Origin of the sequence: Methanothermobacter wolfeii, assembly GCF_025397995.1 — an archaeon.
GTDB lineage: Archaea > Methanobacteriota > Methanobacteria > Methanobacteriales > Methanothermobacteraceae > Methanothermobacter > Methanothermobacter wolfei.
The window spans coordinates 916,965-934,564 of sequence record NZ_CP104550.1 but is presented as its reverse complement, the minus strand read 5'-3'; the positions used below and the strand labels follow the sequence as shown (position 1 = coordinate 934,564).

At 49.7% G+C, this 17,600-nt stretch carries 26 protein-coding genes; 13 read left to right on the top strand and 13 right to left on the bottom strand.

From position 1 onward, the window contains the following. Positions 1-3 precede the first annotated feature (3 nt). From cofC to proS, 3 genes are read right to left on the bottom strand one after another with little or no spacing between them, the layout of a single operon-like run. Positions 4-684, bottom strand: a complete 681-nt coding sequence (gene cofC, locus N5910_RS05015) for a 2-phospho-L-lactate guanylyltransferase (RefSeq protein ID WP_074358997.1) — start codon at positions 682-684, stop codon at positions 4-6. Beyond that, positions 681-1,373: a hypothetical protein gene (locus N5910_RS05010; protein WP_074358996.1), complete on the bottom strand. Its 693-nt coding sequence runs from the start codon at positions 1,371-1,373 to the stop codon at positions 681-683. The genes cofC and N5910_RS05010 overlap by 4 nt, the downstream gene beginning before the upstream one ends. Positions 1,374-1,385: 12 nt before the next feature. Next, positions 1,386-2,783 (bottom strand): proline--tRNA ligase, encoded by a 1,398-nt coding sequence (proS, locus tag N5910_RS05005; RefSeq protein WP_191215988.1) that lies wholly within the window; start codon positions 2,781-2,783, stop codon positions 1,386-1,388. Positions 2,784-2,916: 133 nt separating this feature from the next. On the opposite strand from proS, the gene N5910_RS05000 reads away from it, so the two are divergent. From N5910_RS05000 to rpiA, 3 genes are read left to right on the top strand one after another with little or no spacing between them, the layout of a single operon-like run. Then, positions 2,917-3,960 (top strand): NAD(P)-dependent glycerol-1-phosphate dehydrogenase, encoded by a 1,044-nt coding sequence (locus N5910_RS05000; protein WP_261599359.1) that lies wholly within the window; start codon positions 2,917-2,919, stop codon positions 3,958-3,960. After that, on the top strand, positions 3,961-4,401 hold the full coding sequence (locus N5910_RS04995) for a UPF0179 family protein (RefSeq protein WP_191215987.1): 441 nt from the start codon (positions 3,961-3,963) through the stop codon (positions 4,399-4,401). It begins immediately after the preceding gene. 17 nt (positions 4,402-4,418) lie between these two features. Further along, positions 4,419-5,090, top strand: a complete 672-nt coding sequence (rpiA, locus tag N5910_RS04990; protein WP_074358992.1) for a ribose-5-phosphate isomerase RpiA — start codon at positions 4,419-4,421, stop codon at positions 5,088-5,090. A gap of 143 nt (positions 5,091-5,233) precedes the next feature. Here the strand turns inward: rpiA and N5910_RS04985 are convergent, their stop codons facing one another. The 4 genes from N5910_RS04985 to N5910_RS04970 are packed head-to-tail and all read right to left on the bottom strand — an operon-like array spanning position 5,234 to position 8,007. Next, positions 5,234-5,440, bottom strand: coding sequence for a hypothetical protein (locus tag N5910_RS04985; RefSeq protein ID WP_074358991.1), 207 nt, complete (start codon positions 5,438-5,440; stop codon positions 5,234-5,236). Between the two features lie 2 nt (positions 5,441-5,442). Further along, positions 5,443-6,303 carry a metal ABC transporter permease gene (locus N5910_RS04980; RefSeq protein WP_315901931.1) on the bottom strand — a complete coding sequence of 287 codons (861 nt, stop codon included), beginning with the start codon at positions 6,301-6,303 and terminating at the stop codon, positions 5,443-5,445. Beyond that, on the bottom strand, positions 6,281-7,075 hold the full coding sequence (locus tag N5910_RS04975) for a metal ABC transporter ATP-binding protein (RefSeq protein ID WP_261599358.1): 795 nt from the start codon (positions 7,073-7,075) through the stop codon (positions 6,281-6,283). Before N5910_RS04975 ends, N5910_RS04980 begins: the two co-directional genes overlap by 23 nt. Continuing rightward, the gene (locus N5910_RS04970; protein WP_238337832.1) at positions 7,075-8,007 is read right to left on the bottom strand and encodes a metal ABC transporter solute-binding protein, Zn/Mn family; all 933 of its coding nucleotides are present in this window, start codon (positions 8,005-8,007) and stop codon (positions 7,075-7,077) included. Before N5910_RS04970 ends, N5910_RS04975 begins: the two co-directional genes overlap by 1 nt. Positions 8,008-8,130: 123 nt before the next feature. Here N5910_RS04970 and N5910_RS04965 point away from each other — a divergent pair, with 123 nt between their 5' ends. Then, positions 8,131-8,511 carry a CopG family ribbon-helix-helix protein gene (locus N5910_RS04965; protein ID WP_191215984.1) on the top strand — a complete coding sequence of 127 codons (381 nt, stop codon included), beginning with the start codon at positions 8,131-8,133 and terminating at the stop codon, positions 8,509-8,511. Positions 8,512-8,520: 9 nt separating this feature from the next. Here the strand turns inward: N5910_RS04965 and cobM are convergent, their stop codons facing one another. Genes cobM through N5910_RS04950 form a run of 3 tightly spaced genes read right to left on the bottom strand, consistent with a single transcriptional unit; the run spans position 8,521 to position 10,468 of the window. Further along, on the bottom strand, positions 8,521-9,321 hold the full coding sequence (gene cobM / locus N5910_RS04960) for a precorrin-4 C(11)-methyltransferase (RefSeq protein WP_238337831.1): 801 nt from the start codon (positions 9,319-9,321) through the stop codon (positions 8,521-8,523). An 11-nt stretch (positions 9,322-9,332) separates the two neighbouring features. Next, positions 9,333-10,217: a DUF166 domain-containing protein gene (locus N5910_RS04955; protein ID WP_191215983.1), complete on the bottom strand. Its 885-nt coding sequence runs from the start codon at positions 10,215-10,217 to the stop codon at positions 9,333-9,335. Between the two features lie 5 nt (positions 10,218-10,222). Then, the gene (locus tag N5910_RS04950; protein ID WP_191215982.1) at positions 10,223-10,468 is read right to left on the bottom strand and encodes a TIGR00304 family membrane protein; all 246 of its coding nucleotides are present in this window, start codon (positions 10,466-10,468) and stop codon (positions 10,223-10,225) included. 288 nt (positions 10,469-10,756) lie between these two features. On the opposite strand from N5910_RS04950, the gene N5910_RS04945 reads away from it, so the two are divergent. The 4 genes from N5910_RS04945 (at position 10,757) to N5910_RS04930 (ending at position 11,516) form a co-directional block, all read left to right on the top strand. Continuing rightward, the gene (locus tag N5910_RS04945) at positions 10,757-10,936 is read left to right on the top strand and encodes a nucleotidyltransferase domain-containing protein (RefSeq protein WP_238337830.1); all 180 of its coding nucleotides are present in this window, start codon (positions 10,757-10,759) and stop codon (positions 10,934-10,936) included. Continuing rightward, positions 10,876-11,121 (top strand): hypothetical protein, encoded by a 246-nt coding sequence (locus N5910_RS04940; protein WP_238337829.1) that lies wholly within the window; start codon positions 10,876-10,878, stop codon positions 11,119-11,121. The genes N5910_RS04945 and N5910_RS04940 overlap by 61 nt, the downstream gene beginning before the upstream one ends. Beyond that, positions 11,118-11,288: a hypothetical protein gene (locus tag N5910_RS04935; RefSeq protein ID WP_202879453.1), complete on the top strand. Its 171-nt coding sequence runs from the start codon at positions 11,118-11,120 to the stop codon at positions 11,286-11,288. Before N5910_RS04940 ends, N5910_RS04935 begins: the two co-directional genes overlap by 4 nt. A gap of 69 nt (positions 11,289-11,357) precedes the next feature. Next, entirely contained in the window at positions 11,358-11,516 is a 159-nt protein-coding gene (locus tag N5910_RS04930; protein ID WP_202879452.1) for a HepT-like ribonuclease domain-containing protein, read from the top strand. A gap of 156 nt (positions 11,517-11,672) precedes the next feature. Here the strand turns inward: N5910_RS04930 and N5910_RS04925 are convergent, their stop codons facing one another. Beyond that, entirely contained in the window at positions 11,673-11,885 is a 213-nt protein-coding gene (locus N5910_RS04925) for a hypothetical protein (protein WP_191215981.1), read from the bottom strand. Between the two features lie 108 nt (positions 11,886-11,993). Further along, on the bottom strand, positions 11,994-12,401 hold the full coding sequence (locus N5910_RS04920; protein WP_261599357.1) for a methyl-coenzyme M reductase family protein: 408 nt from the start codon (positions 12,399-12,401) through the stop codon (positions 11,994-11,996). Positions 12,402-12,476: 75 nt separating this feature from the next. Here N5910_RS04920 and N5910_RS04915 point away from each other — a divergent pair, with 75 nt between their 5' ends. The 5 genes from N5910_RS04915 (at position 12,477) to N5910_RS04895 (ending at position 16,305) form a co-directional block, all read left to right on the top strand. Further along, the gene (locus tag N5910_RS04915) at positions 12,477-12,923 is read left to right on the top strand and encodes a hypothetical protein (protein WP_074358981.1); all 447 of its coding nucleotides are present in this window, start codon (positions 12,477-12,479) and stop codon (positions 12,921-12,923) included. Between the two features lie 377 nt (positions 12,924-13,300). Continuing rightward, a complete protein-coding gene (locus N5910_RS04910) occupies positions 13,301-13,678 on the top strand; it encodes a roadblock/LC7 domain-containing protein (protein WP_074359755.1) in 378 nt (125 codons plus the stop codon). Between the two features lie 2 nt (positions 13,679-13,680). After that, the gene (locus tag N5910_RS04905) at positions 13,681-14,856 is read left to right on the top strand and encodes an ATPase domain-containing protein (protein WP_261599356.1); all 1,176 of its coding nucleotides are present in this window, start codon (positions 13,681-13,683) and stop codon (positions 14,854-14,856) included. Then, positions 14,857-15,546, top strand: a complete 690-nt coding sequence (locus tag N5910_RS04900) for an RAD55 family ATPase (protein WP_261599355.1) — start codon at positions 14,857-14,859, stop codon at positions 15,544-15,546. Positions 15,547-15,672: 126 nt separating this feature from the next. After that, positions 15,673-16,305, top strand: a complete 633-nt coding sequence (locus tag N5910_RS04895) for a tetratricopeptide repeat protein (protein ID WP_261599354.1) — start codon at positions 15,673-15,675, stop codon at positions 16,303-16,305. Between the two features lie 324 nt (positions 16,306-16,629). On the opposite strand, the gene N5910_RS04890 is transcribed toward N5910_RS04895, so the two are convergent. Then, positions 16,630-17,538 carry an MraY family glycosyltransferase gene (locus tag N5910_RS04890; RefSeq protein WP_238338016.1) on the bottom strand — a complete coding sequence of 303 codons (909 nt, stop codon included), beginning with the start codon at positions 17,536-17,538 and terminating at the stop codon, positions 16,630-16,632. Between the last annotated feature and the right edge of the window lie 62 nt (positions 17,539-17,600).

Sequence of the window (17,600 nt, the reverse complement as noted above, 5' to 3'; positions counted from 1 at the left end):
CCATCACCCCAGGTGGAATGTCCTTGAAACCTCCAGCCTCGCAGAACCCCTTGAGGGTTTAACTGAAAATTCAAGGCCCTTAAGGTACTCCTTTGTATGTGTACCCTCACCGTGGAGTATGATCTCACCCAGGTCCTCGGCGGTGTTCACGTCAAGGGAGAGGTAGAATGAATCATAGACATGGACACTCATACCTATCCTTTCGGCCTCCATCACGTGCTCAAAGAAGCTGCAGTCACCGAACTTCAGCCCCATGCTGCCTGGTTCAAGGATGAGGGTGTTTGTCCCCCCTCCCTTGGCCGGTGCTATGACGAGGTCGAAGGTCTCTGACCTCTTAAGGAGGTCCCTGACTTCAGCCTTCCCTATCAGGGGGACGTCAGATGGTGTTATAATTATCCTATCAAATTCTGAACTGCAGAAATCCGCCGCCTGCTCAAGGGCCCCGTTAAGGTCCTTCTGACCCTTCTCCTCAAGGATATCCAGGCCAAGGCTGTAGGCGTATTCAAGGACGTCCTCATCTGCGCTGATTACAAGGACCCTGTCAACATGGCTCCGCAGGGCCTCTGAGACGTCCCTGAGCATGGCCCTGAGGAGTCCCTCCCTCTCTGAGGGTGATAGGGTCGGAGATAGTCTTGTCTTTGCATGTGAAAATCTTGATACGGGTATTATGGCGCAAGTCTTCATTGTCCCGCTCCAGGGTAAATTGTTTTAATGAGTGAAAGGATCCTAAGGGGTGAGCTCCTGTTAAGGATTGGGCTGTTGATGTCAGCTGCTGAGAGTTCATCATCTGTAAGCCCGTAATCTGCTTTAAGCTCAGCCTTCACAGCTTCAAGGCGCTCCTTGAGCTGGTAGAACCTCATGTCCCTTTTTTTAACTGCAGCGTACACCTCGCCACGGTATATGTCCAGTTTATCACCCCTTGCAAGTACCCAGATCTTAAGCTGGGTCTTCATGGCCTCATCAGGGTTATCAGGGTTTGAGGATGAGATAACGTCCCTTATGAGGCCGGGTGCCTGTCCTGTGGGTTTCAGTTTGCTCCCGGGGACTGTTCTTTTTTCAGGTTCAGTGCTGTAGGCAGGCACCTCCACCGATGAGCCTGCAGGTACGGTGACGGTTGATGCTATGACAAGACCCCCTGAACCGTCCCCTGTAAGGAGTGTGCCCGAGAGCACCCTTACGGGCCTGTCCCACGAGTTTTTCACTTGAACTGTGTGGGGTATTTCCCCTGCCTGGGTCTTCTGCACAGCCTCTGCTTTACCATTCTGGTAGGCTGCTTCAAGGTCCGGTCCACCCATCACCAGGTAGCATATTCCTCCCGATGATACTGCGAAGAGGAATATGAGGCCTACCACGAGCACTATTTTCAGGTTCATCCAATCTACCGTTTAATATGTTCTTGCAAGGAATGCTCTGTGTTCTGCTTCTCTGCCACAGTTTATACAGGTTCCGGTTCCGCCTTCCTGTATTCCAAGTATATCCACCCTGACCTTCTCTTCGATGTCCTTACCGCATTCCTCATCACCGCACCACATGAAGGATATGATGCCCCTCTTCTCTTCTATGATTTCAGCCGCCTCCTCAAGGGTTTCAGCTTCCCTTATCATGGAGTTCATCCTCTCCCATGCACGTTTCCGGATGTTCTCAAGGATGTCGTCCATGAGCTCCCTCAGGGTGTCCTCTATGCTTTCAAGGTCCGCGGTTGTCTTCTCCCCGGTGTCCCTCCTTGATATGACTGCGGAGTTGTTTTTAAGGTCCCTGGGGCCGATTTCGATTCTGAGGGGGACTCCGCGCATCTCCCATTCATAGTACTTCCTCCCGGCCCTGAGGTCCCTGTCGTCAAGGTGGGCCCTGAAACCTGCTGATTCAAGCCTCTCCATGAGGCCTCTGCAGGCGTCAAGGACCTCCTCCTCGGCGCCCCTGAATATCACAGGGACTATAACCACATGGTAGGATGCAACCTCCGGGGGGAGGCAGAGACCGGATTCATCTCCATGAACAGCTATCACCGAGGCTATAACCCTGTCAGAGAGACCGTAACAGGTCTGGTGGACGTATTCATGTTCACCGTCAGGGTTTTCGAATTTTATGTCGAAGGTCCTGGCGAAGGTCTGGCCAAGGTTGTGGACAGTGCCTATCTGGAGGGTTTTTCCATCGGGCATGATGGTGTCAAAGGCCATGGTGTAATCTGAGCCAGGGAACTTGTCCCATGGGGGCCTCTTCGTGATGAGGTATGGGATTCCAAGGGCGTCAAAGAATTCCCTGTAGATCTCTATGGCCCTTTCAACCTGTTCCTCGGCTTCAGCGGCACTTGAATGGATTGTATGGGCCTCCTTGAAGGTTGTTATTTCACGGACCCTTATAAGTGGCCTTGTATGTTTTGTCTCGTACCTAAAGGTGTTAACCACCTGGTAGAACCTCATGGGGAGGTCGCTGTGTGAACGCACCCAGAGGGCGAACATTGGGTACATCACGGTTTCGCTTGTCGGCCTCAGGGCCAGTTTCCTCTGGAGCCTGGTGAGGCCGCCATGGGTCACCCAGTATACCTCGTCCTCAAAGCCCTTTACATGTATGGACTCCTTTGCCAGTTCATCCTCGGGTACAAGGAGGGGGAAGAGGACCTCCTCATGGTCCCTGTCAAGGATGTCCTTCAGGATTTTAAGGGTGTTCTTCCTGATCCTGAAACCGTGGGGCATCCAGACGTGCATTCCCTTCACAGGATACCTCTGATCAATAATCTCAGCTTCCTCTAAGATGTTATGGAACCATTCACTGAACTCTGTCATTTTTTCACCATGATAACCGTTAGGGTCTTCTTGATAATTTCACAAAAAATATATCCTTTCGCGGGAGATAAACACCAATCAGAAATTATTTTATCACCAGTACTTAAATAATATACTCCATCAGAGGGTTAACATGGATCCAAGGAAAATTCAGTTACCGAGGGAGATATACACGGGGCCGGGTGTTATAGGAGAGACCGGTAAGATATGCAGTGAACTAAGATTTAAGGGGAGGGTTGTGGTTGTAACAGGCCCCACAACCCTTAAAATAGGGGGTGAAGCTGCAATTGAGAGCCTCCAGGATGAAGGCTTTGAGGTTGATCAGGTAACCGTCAGGGAGGCGAGTATGGGTGATGTGAAGGATGTCCAGGATCTTCTGGACACGGCATCCCTTGTGCTTGGCGTGGGGGGCGGTAAGGTCATTGATGTTGCCAAGATGGCCGCAACCCTCCAGGGCATCCACTTCATAAGCGTCCCAACAGCGGCATCACATGACGGGATAGCCTCCCCCAGGGCCTCCATAAAGAACGGTGAGGGCACAGCATCCCTTGAGGCCAGTTCACCGATAGGTGTGATTGCAGACACCGAGATCATAAGCAGGGCGCCCTTCAGGCTCCTTGCATCGGGGTGTGCGGATATAGTGTCAAATTACACGGCCATCATGGACTGGAAGCTGGCCCACAGGCTGCTCAATGAAAGGTACAGTGAATCTGCAGCGGCTCTTTCACTCATGACAGCCAAGATGATAATCAGATCTGCCGATGCAATCAAGGAGGGCCTTGAGGAGAGTGCAAGGCTCGTTGTAAAGTCCCTCATAAGTAGCGGGATTGCTATAAGCATCGCTGGAAGCAGCAGACCCGCAAGTGGCTCCGAGCATAAGTTCAGCCACGCCCTTGATGTCATCGCACCCAGACCAGCCCTTCATGGTGAGCAGTGCGGAGTGGGAGCCATCATGATGATGCACCTGCACGGGGGGGGCTGGCAGTTCATAAGGGACGCTCTCTCAAAGATGAACGCCCCTACCAACGCATATGAACTGGGCATAGACCCTGAGTACATCATAGAGGCCCTCACAACAGCCCATACGATCAGAAGGGAGCGTTACACAATCCTTGGAGACAGGGGTTTAACCCGGGAAGCAGCTGAGAATCTTGCAAAGATAACGGAAGTGATATGATTGATAACTCTTATAGGTGAAAAGCTTGCAAGGAAGGGCGTCAGGTTCCTTTACTGCGGACCTGCAGAGGAATGCGAGAACTGCAGGTTCAGGTCCACGTGCATAAAACCCCTTGAGGAGGGGCACATGTACATTATAAGGGATGTTAAGGACAGGGACCAGAGGTGCCCGGTTCATGAGGGAGAGAAGGTAGTTGTGGTGGATGCTGAAAGGGCCAGTATCGAGACACTCATAGACTCAAGAAGGGCCTTTGAAGGGTCGATAATATCCTTTGAGGCTCCTGACTGCAGCAGGGAATGCAGGATGTATGATCTCTGCCACCCCGAGGGCCTCAGGGAGGGGGACAGGTGCAGGATTGTAAAAAATCTGGGAAAACCTGATAAAAAGTGCCCTGAGGGGCATGAACTGAGGAGGGTTTTACTCCAGCTTACAGATAAATAACTTTGAAGGAGGTTTACATGAATCTTAAGAAGATGGCCGCATTGAGGGCGGCTCATGAGATAAGGGATGGGGATGTTGTGGGCCTTGGCACGGGTTCAACAGCACACTACTTCATCAGGGAACTCGGGAGGAGGGTTCTTGAGGAGGAACTTGATGTCATGGGCATCCCGACATCCTACCAGTCAATGTTCCTTGCATCCAGCTCAGGTATAAGGATCACTGGCCTCAGTGAACACGACCCTGATGTTGCGGTTGACGGGGCTGATGAGGTGGACCCCCAGCTGAACCTCATAAAGGGTGGAGGTGCAGCCCACACCCTTGAAAAGATAGTTGACTCTGCTGCAGAAAGATTCATAGTCATTGTGGATGAATCAAAACTTGTTGATAGACTCGGAGCATTCCCGCTCCCTGTCGAGGTCATACCCGCGGCCTGCAGACCTGTAATGGAGACCCTTGAGTCAATGGGCGCCGATGTTTCCATCAGATCCTGTGAGGGGAAGGACGGTCCCGTGGTGACCGATAACGGCAACTTCGTCCTCGATGCATCCTTTGGGGTTATCCATGAACCAGGGGACCTTGAGGTGAGGCTTAACAGCATACCCGGCGTGGTTGAGAACGGCATATTCTCAGGTCTTGCAGATATGGTAATCGCCGGAACATCCGATGGCTTGAAGATCATGAAGCCATAGTCTATAATGATGGCTTTTATGGAGTCTCGTGGACCTTAAGGTATCCGCTCCGTTTTATCCTTGTGGTTATTCTGCCATCACATTAGAGGGCTACTGTCACGATACGTGCTCTATTTTATCTTGGTGGTTATTCTGCCATCACATTAGAGGGTTACTGTCACGATATGGGCCAGGGGTATTATAACGGTTGTTGTGGTCTTACCACCCCTCAGCTTCAGTTCAAGGCTGAGGTAATCTGTTTCAACCCTTTTAACCTCCCCATAATAGGTCTTTCCAGTGATAAGCGTGATGCTGAGGTAATCTCCTACTGAGGATTTAAGCGTATCCCTGAGGTCAGAACCGCACTTCATGTTTAATGATTCTGCATCCTCTTTAATGTATTTTTTTCTTTCAGATAACCGAAAATCTGGGTTATGCCGAAGAGTGCTGTTAGAAGGAGGACTATTATTGCCCCTGATGAAAGGTTGAACTCATATGAGATCCATAGACCTGCAAGTGCCGTCAGGACACCTGTCAGGGTTGCCTTGACCATTATGTCCTTCATGTTCATGCTGAAGTTCTTTGCAATGGCTGCAGGGATCGTGAGGAGTGCTATGACGAGTATTATACCAGCGGCCTTTATGAGTACAACGACACTGAGGGCGACGAGGGCAAGGAGGTAGAGGTAGAAGGTGTCCACAGGCACCCCAAGGACCTCAGCGTACTCCTCATCAAAGCATAGGGCCAGGAACTCCCTTTCGAAGAGCACTGCACTTGAGATTATGATGAGGTCAAGGATCAGCATGGTCCAGAGATCAATGGGGGTTACCATAAGGATGTTCCCAAAGAGGTAACTGAAGAGATCAGGGGCATAGCCCGGGCTGAGGTTTATGAAGACTATACCAAGGGCCATGCCTGCGGACCAGAGTATTCCTATGGCTGTATCCTCACTGATCCCGGTTTTCCTTGTAACGGCACCCATGGAGATGGCCGCTCCCACTGTGAAGGGTATGGCCGTGGTCACGGGGCTTACACCCATCAGGTATCCGAGCCCAACACCCCCGAAGGCTGCATGGGATATACCGCCACTTATGGAGACTATCCTCTTTGTGACAACATAGCTACCAACAACACCGCAGGCGATACTTACAAGCACCGCCGCGACAATGGCGTTCCTCATGAACTGGTACTGGAGTATCTCCATCATAATCTCACGGCTCCCTGTGTCTTTCAAGGACCCTGTGGGGTATCCCGTGGGCAATAAGTTCAACCGGGCAGCTGTATGCATCCTCAAGGCATCCAAGGGCCTCCTCAACAGTCCCATGCACGAATATCCTGTGGTTGAGGCATGCGATGCTGTCAACGTGCTGGGCAACCGTTCCGATGTCATGGGATACCACGATTATGGTCACATCACCCCTGAGTTCATCGATGATATTGTAGAATGAAGCCTGGAATGCAGGGTCAACACTGCTTGTTGGTTCGTCAAGTAGGAGCAGTTCCGGTTCCCTTACAAGGGCCCTTGCCAGGAAGACCCTCTGGAGTTCACCCCCTGAGAGGTCATCGAGTTTCCTGTCACTGTACTCCAGCATACCAACCCTTTCAAGCCATTTAAGGGTCCTTTCCCTGTCCCTGTCCGTGTAGGATTCAAGTTTTCTGTATGCACCCATAAGGACTGTCTGAAATACGTTTATGGGGAAGTCAGTTTCAAAGTGGCTCCTCTGGGGAAGGTAACCTACCCTGTGCCGTGCATACTCCGGCTTCATCCCCAGGACCCTTACGGTTCCACTGGATGGCTTTATCTGTCCTGTTATGAGCCTCAGGAGTGTTGTTTTACCCCCTCCGTTGGGTCCTATTATGGCCGTGAGCTCTCCTGAGGGTATCCTGAGGTTTATCCCATCAAGTATCAGCTTTTCCCTGACAGCGTAGCTTACATCCTCTATTTCAACTGCAGGAATCTTTATCCCCTCCTTCCGTGGAAGTCTTTTCTTTCTGATTGCAGCCATCAATCCCCCTGATGGGACCACCCATTCTCCAGGGCCCTGAGTATCTTCTCCATGTTTTCAATGTAGTTCTGGTTCAATGGATCCACCACCACAACCTCCGCGCCGATCTCATCTGCAATCATCTCGGCGTTCTTCCTGCTGAACTGGGGTGATACGAATATGACCTTTATACCGGTCCTCCTGGCTTTCCCTATTATATCTGACAGCGTTCCGGGTCCCGGTTCCTTGCCTTCCCTTTCAATGGCCACCTGCCTCAGCCCGTATTCAGAGCAGAGATACCCCCATGCAGGGTGGTAAGCGAGTATGGCCTCGCCCTCCCTCCCTTCAAGGGTCTTTTTCATCTTGGTGTCCAGTTCCCTCAGTCTTTCAAGGTAGAGGTTGGCGTTGTCCTGATAGTACCTGCTGCCCTGGGGGTCTATCCTTTCAAGGCCTTCAAGGGTATTCCTGACCATTATCATGGCATTTTGTGGTGATGTCCATACGTGGGGGTCGTAGGGACTTTCAATGTCTTCGTGGTGTTCATCCCCTCCCTGGGTGGGTATGAACCTGATCCCCCTGGAGGTGTTCACGATAAGCATGTCCGGGTTGATGGATCTGAGCCTGTCAAGGTACTGGGTCTCGAATTCAATTCCGGATCCCACAATGAAGTAGGCGTCCGCCTCTGAAACCCTTTTAAGGGTTCCGGGGTCCGGTTCATAGGTGTGCGGGTCTGCACCTGGAGGTACCAGCACCGTGACCTCTGCACGTTCACCTGCAACGGCCTCTATAAATTCCTTCTGGGGCATTATCGTCGCCACCACCACCAGCTTTTCATCACCACCCCCTGGGGGTTCTGTACCTGTGAAGAGGTACATTGCTGTTACAGAGAGGACCGTGATGATGACAAGTCCCAGTATTTCCTTAAGACGGTGACGGATCATCTTAGCGGTCACGTGTCACACCCCATTTCATGGTTTTATTCCACCCAAGTATACTCTATTCTTATTAATATTTAAGATTTGTTTTAATAAAATTTAACATAATCCATATAAGTAATTATTAAAATATAGTTCTGTATGGTGGTTGTAAGTGTTTCAATCGGTGAAAAACTCCTTGAGGAGATAGACAGGATCAGGGATGACATGGGTTTTTCAGGAAGATCCGATGTGATAAGGACAGCTGCAAGGAGGTTTATAGATGAAAAAAAGAACTTGGATGAGTTAAGTGGAGATATAAATGCTGTGATATTTCTCATACACCATAAAAGGGTTGAGGACAGGGTAAACAACATCAAGCATGACTATGAGGATATTATAAACACCCAGGTCCACAGCCACCTCAGGGACGGGAACTGTCTGGAGATATTCATCCTTGAAGGTGATGCTGAAAGGATAACTGAACTCGCGGACAGGTTCCATGGCTGTGGAATGAAACACATAAAACTCATCACGGTCTGATGGACCGGTTCACTCTGATGTCCCTTCACGGTACTCATGGCTGAAGCCGGCATCATATAGCTTTGAGGCCCTGAAATCTCCTGGCTCAAGGACCCTCCCCACGATTATCATGGCAGTCTTCCTTACACCGGCAGCCTTAACCTTTCCTGGTATATCGGTCAGGGTGCCCCTGATGATCTCCTGATCGGGCCATGACGCCCTCTTAACAACGGCGGCGGGTGTGTCGGGGGGGTAATACTCAAGGAGTTCCCTGCAGACATCCTCAATCATGTGGACACCAAGGAAGATGCACATGGTTGACCTGTGGGCTGCAAGTTCCCTGAGACTCTCACCAGGGGGTACCGGGGTCCTGCCCTCGGGGCGTGTGATTATAACGGTCTGGGATATCTCAGGGAGGGTTAACTCAGCTCCAAGGGCCGCTGCCGCTGCAAATACAGAGCTGACACCCGGTATGATCCTGTAGGGTATGCTGTTCTCCTCAAGCACCCTTATCTGCTCCTTTATTGCACCGTATACTGAAGGGTCACCGGTGTGTACCCTTGCAACCCTCCTGCCCTCGGCACACGCCTTCACCATGATATCGGTGATCTCATCAAGATTCATGTATGCACTGTTGTGAACCTCCGCGTCCTCAGGGGCGTATTCAAGGATTTTCTCATTTACAAGGGAACCAGCATATATAACAACATCCGACTCCCTAAGGACCTTCAGGGCCTTAAGTGTTATGAGTTCAGGGTCACCTGGACCGGCTCCAATGAATACAACTTCACCATTCTTCAGATTACCATCTCCCGGACTACTTTCTATCAATTTTGATCATATCAGGACCTGTAATCCTGTCCGTCTATGAGTTCTATTGCCCCGTAGGGACACTCCTTAACACACCTGCCGCATGCACCGCAGGAGAATGGATCTATAACCGCATGTTCACCCATGGTAACGGTATCATGGGATAACCTCACAAGGGGGCATACGTCCCTGCAGAGAAAGCCGCACTCGTATCCCTGGCAGACCTCAGGATCCACCACTGCATGGGCTCCAGGGATACCTGTGGCCCTCTTAACAGCCTCCCTTGTGAGGTAACCTGCAATGTGGAGGTGTGTATCCCCGAATCCAGGGTCTGTATCCATGGATGCCAGACAGGGATAGTTATGGAGTTTCTCACCTGCAAGGATCTCCGCATCTTCAGGTGCTGAACCAGAAAGTTCATCTGCAATGTAGAAGGTTGAACCGCAGGGAGCGCTCCTTTTAACCCTTACGGATCCTATCCTTGCACCGGATCTTATCTCGAGGAGGGGCCTTCCGAGGCGCTCCGCAAACTCATCAATGTATCTGTCTCCTGAGGGTTCAAGGGAACAGAATGGAACAGGAAATGCAATTCTACCCCTGAACATGCTTTTAATTTCATTTTTAAGGCCATCGGGTAGCTGTGTCGGTGTGTGTGATTCAATGATAAGTGACTCTGCACCTGATTTTGCTGCAATCTCGGCGGCCACAAGGTTAAGGTCCCCCTTAAGACCGGCAGCCACGGTTAGATCAGCATCAGACACCGATTCAGGGACCAGGGATGAAGGGTCATCAAGGAATTCAGGTGTTTCATCAGGATACTCAAACACGGCGACCATACTGGATGCGAAGCCATGCTCAGCCACCGTGTTCACCACCCTCTTCCCGTACTCTCCTCCGCTCACCATTATTATCCTCATGGTAACTACCTGTAGAACAGAATGTATGCCACAATCATCAGTATGATGGCAAGGACAGCGCCGGTCACTGCCATGTTCCTGTCGCTGCCAAAGATTATGGGCACAGGTCCTATCATCACAACACCTGCAGCCTTCACCTCACCCTTCTCCTTTGGCTGTGAAGCTGCAGTGAGGGCTGTGCCAATGAATGTTAGAAGCACACCGACCATTATCAGGATGATACCTGCAGTTATGATTATCTCTCCCCTCATAGTATCCTCCAGGACTATCTATCTGAAACTTATTCCTTATATGCTATTACCCTCCTTCAGCTTAAGGTGCACAGGATGAAAGGTCTGCAGGTAGGTCTTAATATGCTCTCCACCTTCAGTGCGGGCTAAGAGTATGCGGAGAGATCAAAACCGGATTTCAGGCATCTGGATGGGGATGCAACCATTGATATTTTATGCATAAAGGACATAACTATCATGGGGTTGATCTAATGGCCGATTCAAATCTTGAGGTCAGACTTAAGGAATTTTTTTAAGGATAAGGATTACGTGTATTTCGCCTATCTCTTCGGGTCGGCAGCCAGAAAACGTACGGGTCCCCTCAGTGACGTTGACATTGCGGTTTTCATTGATGAATCCTGGATAAACATGAAAGTTTCCGGATTCAGATGGAGCTTTTTGATGGCCTCGTATCCCTCCTCAGGACAGACAGGGTCGACCTTACCATAATAAACGAAGCTCCTCTCCTTTTAAGATACAGTATAATAAGGGACGGCATCCCCATTAAGGATGATCCTGCAAGAAGGTTAAGGTTTGAAAGGAACACCATGAGCTGCTATCTCGACAGAAAATATTACATTGAAAGGCACACAAGACTGGCAATCAGGAGGATTGCAGGAAAAGGATTGATATGAGGGATGAGATCCTGTCCAGACTGGAGAAACTCGGGGAATACATCAGAATACTTGAAGATTATCAGAAACATAGCCTCTATGAAATCAAAGGGGATCATACACTCAGGGCCGCAGTTGAGAGGTACCTTGAGATTTCCATCGAGTACTTCTGGATATGGGGGAGATGATCATTTCAATGGAGGGCGAGGCGACCGGAGACCTAAAGGGAAGTTATAGAGATTCTTGGAGAGCTGGAAGTGCTTCCAGAGGATTTCGTCCCTAAATTCGCGCCTGCAGCAGGCTTCAGGGACATACTTGTCCATATGTACACTGATATAGACGTTGAAAGAGTATATGGATATTTACAGAAAAATCTGGACGATATAAAGCTGTTTGGGAGGTTGGTCGCCCTTTAACTTGAAAAAAACCAGATGTTGGTTTGATATAGGATTTTTTTTGGTTGGTTTCTCTCTTTCTGGGAAAAACAGATGGTGGTTTGATATAGGATTTTTTTGGAGTTTGGTTGCCCTTTACCTTGAAAAAACAGATAATGAACCTCTCAGGGGGGCCATCTAGAGGTACTCTATTGAGACACATTCCCATGGCTGTACATTGGTGTCTATCACTGCATAGATCTCCCTTTCAGGGTCCCTGAAGAGGTCCTCACATCCGAACTCCAAGCCCTCAGACAATTTCACGGGGTAGATCCGGCCCCGGTTGCTCTTCACTATCACTTCTCCTTCCCGGCTTATACCAACTACGAGCTGTTTTATTTCATCCGCCATTTAATGTCCTCCAGATATTTGAGATAATTAAGTCTGAGGTATAATAAAAACCTTTAGAGGCCATGCCCTTTTTCAGCATGTTTTCCTGAAGAACCACTCAGTCCCTCTTCAGCCGGTACTGGGTTGAGCCACCCTGTTTTCGGGATTCAAGGAGCTCGGTTTCAACATCCTTTCAAGGACCTTTCCTTCAAAGGGGAGGTCCTCCCCCTCTATCCATGATTCTGTACTTGCAAGGGTGTCGTATACCTCCAGGCACGCCATGAGGATCTCTGAGGTTTCAGGTCCCGGGCTGACCCTCTCAACCTCACCCTTTATTCTTCTGGCCGTCCTCTTTAGTTTCTCCTCTTCGGCCTCCGGGACGACACAGAGGACCCTCAGTTCGTTCCTGAGGAAATAGGAACCACGATTCACACTGAATACGTCCTTACGGATCACAAGGCCGCCGGCGTCATCCACAAACTCCTCAAATTCATGGAACCGGTGGGGTCCTCCCCTGAAAACCACCACCATGTACATGACTTTCTATATGTAATTCAAACTACTAATACCTGATAGTAATATTTATATTAAAATTATTATTAAAATAGTTTCATGGATACGAGGGGTGTTCTAACGGCAGATGCCGTAATCTCACTGTTCCTCATCATCCTCCTCACAGGCCTTATCATGTCCACGGCAGCCGAGAGACTTGATGGGGTCTACAGGAGCAGGTCAAACCTTGAGTCAAGGCTCCTCATGGACAGAACAGCCCATCAGATAAACCTTGCAGCTGCAGGAGGACCGGGACACCAGGTCCTGATTGAACTTCCAGGGAGGCTGAACCATACATGTGATTACAGCCTCGATGTAAACTCCACAGGGGTCTATGGCTGGTTCGATGGACGCAGGGGTTTTTCACCCATCCATCCAGTCATCATCCTTGACGGTTACGGTAACCCTGGAAGGGTACGCCTCCAGCCAGGAAAGAGATACCTCCTTAGGAACACCCCCAGGAACGGCAGGACTGCTGTGATGATAATGGAACTTAAGGGTGTGTGAAGATGCACGGCCAGGTAACCGCAGAGTTCCTTATACTGACAGGTATAGGAGTTCTTATTGCAACGGTGATGGCAGCCCAGGCATCTGAACAGATGGAGTTAATCACGGCGTTATCAGCTGCAAGGACAGGTGCTTCAGAGGCGGTATCAGCGAACACCTATGCGGTTTACCCGGCAACCACATTCGATGAGTACAGCAGAGGAAAACCAGAACTCCTCTTTCCTGGGAAGGTAAGGGTAATGCGTATTGAAGTCATCGATGAGGGATACAGTGCCACATACGGGAGGAGGAAGTACAGGCTGAGGGCGTGGCTTTCAGGCCCCCCGCTACCATCACAGCTAAGGGAATCCCTCTCAGACAGGGTGAACTATGTATGCATGACAAAGACAAAGAAGGAAAAACTTGATGATGTGCTTTCTGCTTTTATGCAGGTGGGCCAGATAAGGGCTTCGGGTATCGTTTCCAAGGAAGGACTGCTTATAAATGCAAGGACACCCCCTGACGTTGATGCAAGGATATTCTCAGCCCTCTGTTCCACGATTATGGGGGCCGCAGAGGCCGCCTCAGGTCAGATGAATACCGGAGCTGTTAATGAGATAAGCGTAAGGACTGAAAAGGGCATAATCATACTCAAACCAGCAGGGGAAAAGGCCATATTCACGGCCCTTGCAGAACCTGACGCCCAGCTGGGGCTCCTTCTCTTTGAGATGGAATCACGGGCGGCCCAGGTGGAGGAGATACTCAAGGAGATGTGAACATGAAGAAGACGTACATTCCAAAGCTGGACGACCTTCTCGGCGGAGGAATAAAGGAAGGGTCCTCCATAATGTTCTCAGCCTCTCCTGGAGTTGACTATGAGGCCTTCGGCTATCAGATGCTCAACGGCCGCGTTGAGGAAGGCGACAGGGGCTTTATATTCACCAATGTTTCTGAACCCGACAACATAGTATACGAATTCACATCCTATGGCTGGGACCTGGGGAATCATCTTGATGATGACAGTGTCTTCTTTGTTGATGGCAGCTCCCCATTCCTCGGCATGCCATCAGATGCGCGTTACATTGTTGATGACTACTCCGAGATAAAGGAAACCGTGATGGAGGCAATTGATGAAGTACCCGGAGGAATAGCTGTAATAAACAACCTTTCAGTAATAATAGATTATCTTGGCAATGGCGATACCCTTGAAATTGTTGAGGAATGGAACAGGAGGGCTGCAGATAAGAACGTCAACATGGTCTACCTCTTCACGGAATGGGATTATGAACGTGAACTCGTGGATAAACTGAGGGGCAGCATGGACTGTGTTGTTGACCTCAAGACCATAGAGGAAAGGGTTATAATAGGACAGGGATTCATGGTAGCCAGTTCAGCATGGTCGGATCCATCAGACACCATGGTGCTGTTCTTCGTTGTTCAGCCAGGAGGCGTAAGGGTCTACGTGCCAAAGATACTTGTAACGGGACCCTACAATTCAGGAAAATCCAGCTTCGTTAAGGCCATATCAACAAAGTCTGTTTCAGTTGATCGAAAGGCCCTGTCAGCGTTCCCAACAACAATAGCCATGGACATAGGACACCTTGAATATAAGGGATTCATGGCAGACATCTTTGGAACCCCTGGACAGGAACGCTTCGACCTCATCCTTGACGTGCTATCAAGGGAAGCTGTAGGAGCATTCATAATAGTGGACTCAACAGCACCTGAGACCTTTGCACGGGCTAAGGAGATGATAAGGAAAACAAGGGCCGAGGCAATACCCAAGGTCTTAATTGCAAATAAACAGGACCTCCCCGGCGCCCTGTCACTGGAGGAGATAAGGGAGAAGATGAAAATCAGTGGCGAAGTGCCGATAGTACCGGCAGTTATAACCGAGGGTAAGGGTGTTGAAGAGGCCCTTGACACGCTCCTCGGACTTCTTTATGGTGGTTGAATGATTGTTAGAATTTCCTCCGGGATCAGGGGATTTGATGACCTCTTCGGGGGTATGGGTTCACTGCCAGAGAACACCGTCACACTGCTCTACGGGCCCCCCAAGGTTGGGAAGTCCCTCTTCTCCTATGCATTTGCAGCTGAGGGAGCAGAAAACCAGGAGCCATGTCTCTACATATCGGCAGATTACGGGATCGCTGACCTTAAAAGGAACATGGAGGTCCTTAACATGAACCCTGAGGCACTGATTGAGAATGAACTCCTCTACGTTATAGATGCTGCATCGAGCATCTCAGGGTCCGCGGCAGAGGAGGGGAACACCTACCTCCCATCCTCTGTAAATAACCCCACAGACATAATGGTTAAACTTGGAGTTGCCACAAGGAACATCACCCAGCGTTACACCATGTTCCGCTCCGTACTGGACTCCCTCACAACCCTGATGGCCTTCAATGATGAGATGCTGGTTGTCAGGGTCCTCACAGCCTACATGATGAGGATAAAGGATGCCGGGGGAACAGCCCTTGTCACCTACACCGAGGGAGTTGCAGACCCTGCGCTTGAGGAGGAAATCAAGGAACTCTTTGACATCCACCTCCACATGGACGGCTCCACCCTCTCTGTAGCAGGGGCTGATGGTGTTAATGAGGCGCCCTACCGGATAACCGATCAGGGCATGCTCATAGGGTGATCCAGCTCCCTAATTATCCCTGGGTTGATATGAGGATGGGTGACGGAAGGACTGACTTGGAATGAAAGATATTTATCCTTCAATTTCTATAATTAATGCTATAATAGTTTCAGGGGCGTTATTTCCATGATATTCACTGTTATAGGGATATTTGATTTTTTAACCGGAGGTGATGAGGGTGACTCCCTCGAGAAGCAGCTCAGAAAACTTGAAGACATCCTTGAGGAGGAGTTCAACACACTTGTAACCATTGCAGGATACTACGCTGATATGGGGGAGAGCCAGGAAGCCCTTGATTACCTTGAAAGGGCCTACAGGGTAGCATCCGAGATGAATGATGAAGAACTCATGGCATTCGCCCTTGACTCGATGGGTGATGTTTATCTGAGTAACCGGAAGGTTAAAACAGCCATGGAGTACTTCAGGGAAGCCCTGCGCATCTACACCTCCGTGAACTCGCCCCTGAAGATGGACCTCCGGGAGAAGATAAAGGAGGTTGAGAAGATCCAGGAGGCCATGGACATCGCAAGCATCAGCAGGCTGCAGGAGGAGGTTGAAGAGGGCGTTGAGGTTGATGTGAAGGCTATAGAACCATTCCTGGACAGACTGGTGGGTGAGGTTGATTCTGCAGGACTCTATTCATCCCATCCTGATAAGGATGCTGCTTCCAGGATCAGGGAGGCCTACCAGATTGCAAGGGACATAGGCGATACACCCACAGAGGCATCCTCCTCCTGCTCCTTGCAGCATATTCAATAAAAAATGAGGACTTTGAAGAATCCCTGAAGTACATTAAAAAGGCTGAGGATCTTTTCAGGGAGAATAAAAATGATAAAGGTCTTGCCATCTCCCTTGTACTTGAAGGTGTTGTTGATTTCATACTCAACTCCCCTGTGGGTGTTGCATCTACTTTCAGGGAGGCCGTTGAGATCTTCCAGAAACTGGATGAGAAGGCGCTTGAATCAACCACACTGGAGCTCCTCAGTAGGCTCTACAGTTTCTGAGAGGGGTTTATGTGCTTACAATACTGGAGCTCCTCAGTAGGCTTTCTGAAAGGGTTCTTTTTCTTGTTTTTCACTGTTTCTAAAATGGATCAAGTGGAAGTATGAAGGCCAGCATGACACCCAGGAACCCGAAGAAGACACCTATGGACCATACCACCATTACAACTGTTTTTTCCCTCATTGGGCGTCTTAGAATCCACCTTATAAGTGAATTGAATCCCTCAGGGGGCGCGATGAGTTTCCCGTCCTCAGATACCCTTGTTGGCTGGTGCCTGTGCCTCTCAACAACACCTGCACTGTAGAATTTCAGGAGTCCATCGATGATGTTGGGGAGGAGGACTATAAAGGCTATTATCTTCACACGGCCTATGAATGCAACCGAAGCTATACAGGCACCTATTATCAGCGTCCCCACATCACCGGGGAATACCCTTGATGGGTACCTGTTGTATATAAGGAACGCCAGGAGGGCCCCCAGCATGGCCATGGTTATTATTGAGACATCATATTTACCCATTATTATACAGGAGAGTGTGAGGGCCGTCATTGCAATTGAACCAAGCCCTGATTCTATACCATTGAGGCCTGCAAGCATGTTTGTGAGGTTCGATGCGATTGAAACAGCCACCGGCATCATTATCATGTAGAGTATACCCACCTTTGGCGGCGCCACCCATATTATGGGGAGGCCGGCGAGAAACAGAAGGATGAGTTTTTCGCGTGATGATAACCTCACAAGGTCATCCACCATCCCAACGATACCCACAAGGAGGATCACAAGGAGGGTGACCATGAGTTCATACTGGAGGGTGGGGAAGGTGTACATGCCGATGAACATTCCAATGGTAAAACCGAAGAGTATCCCTATACCACCCATCTCTGCAACTATGGGCTTTGATATCTTATGTATGTCGTTCCCAACAACGTTGGCCTCCTTCAGCTTCCTTATCAGCCTTGGCATAACAAGGTAGGTTGAGAGGAATGCCATGAGACAGCATATGATTGAAACAACTATTACCGATGAATATTCCGGTGAAAGACTGGTTAACA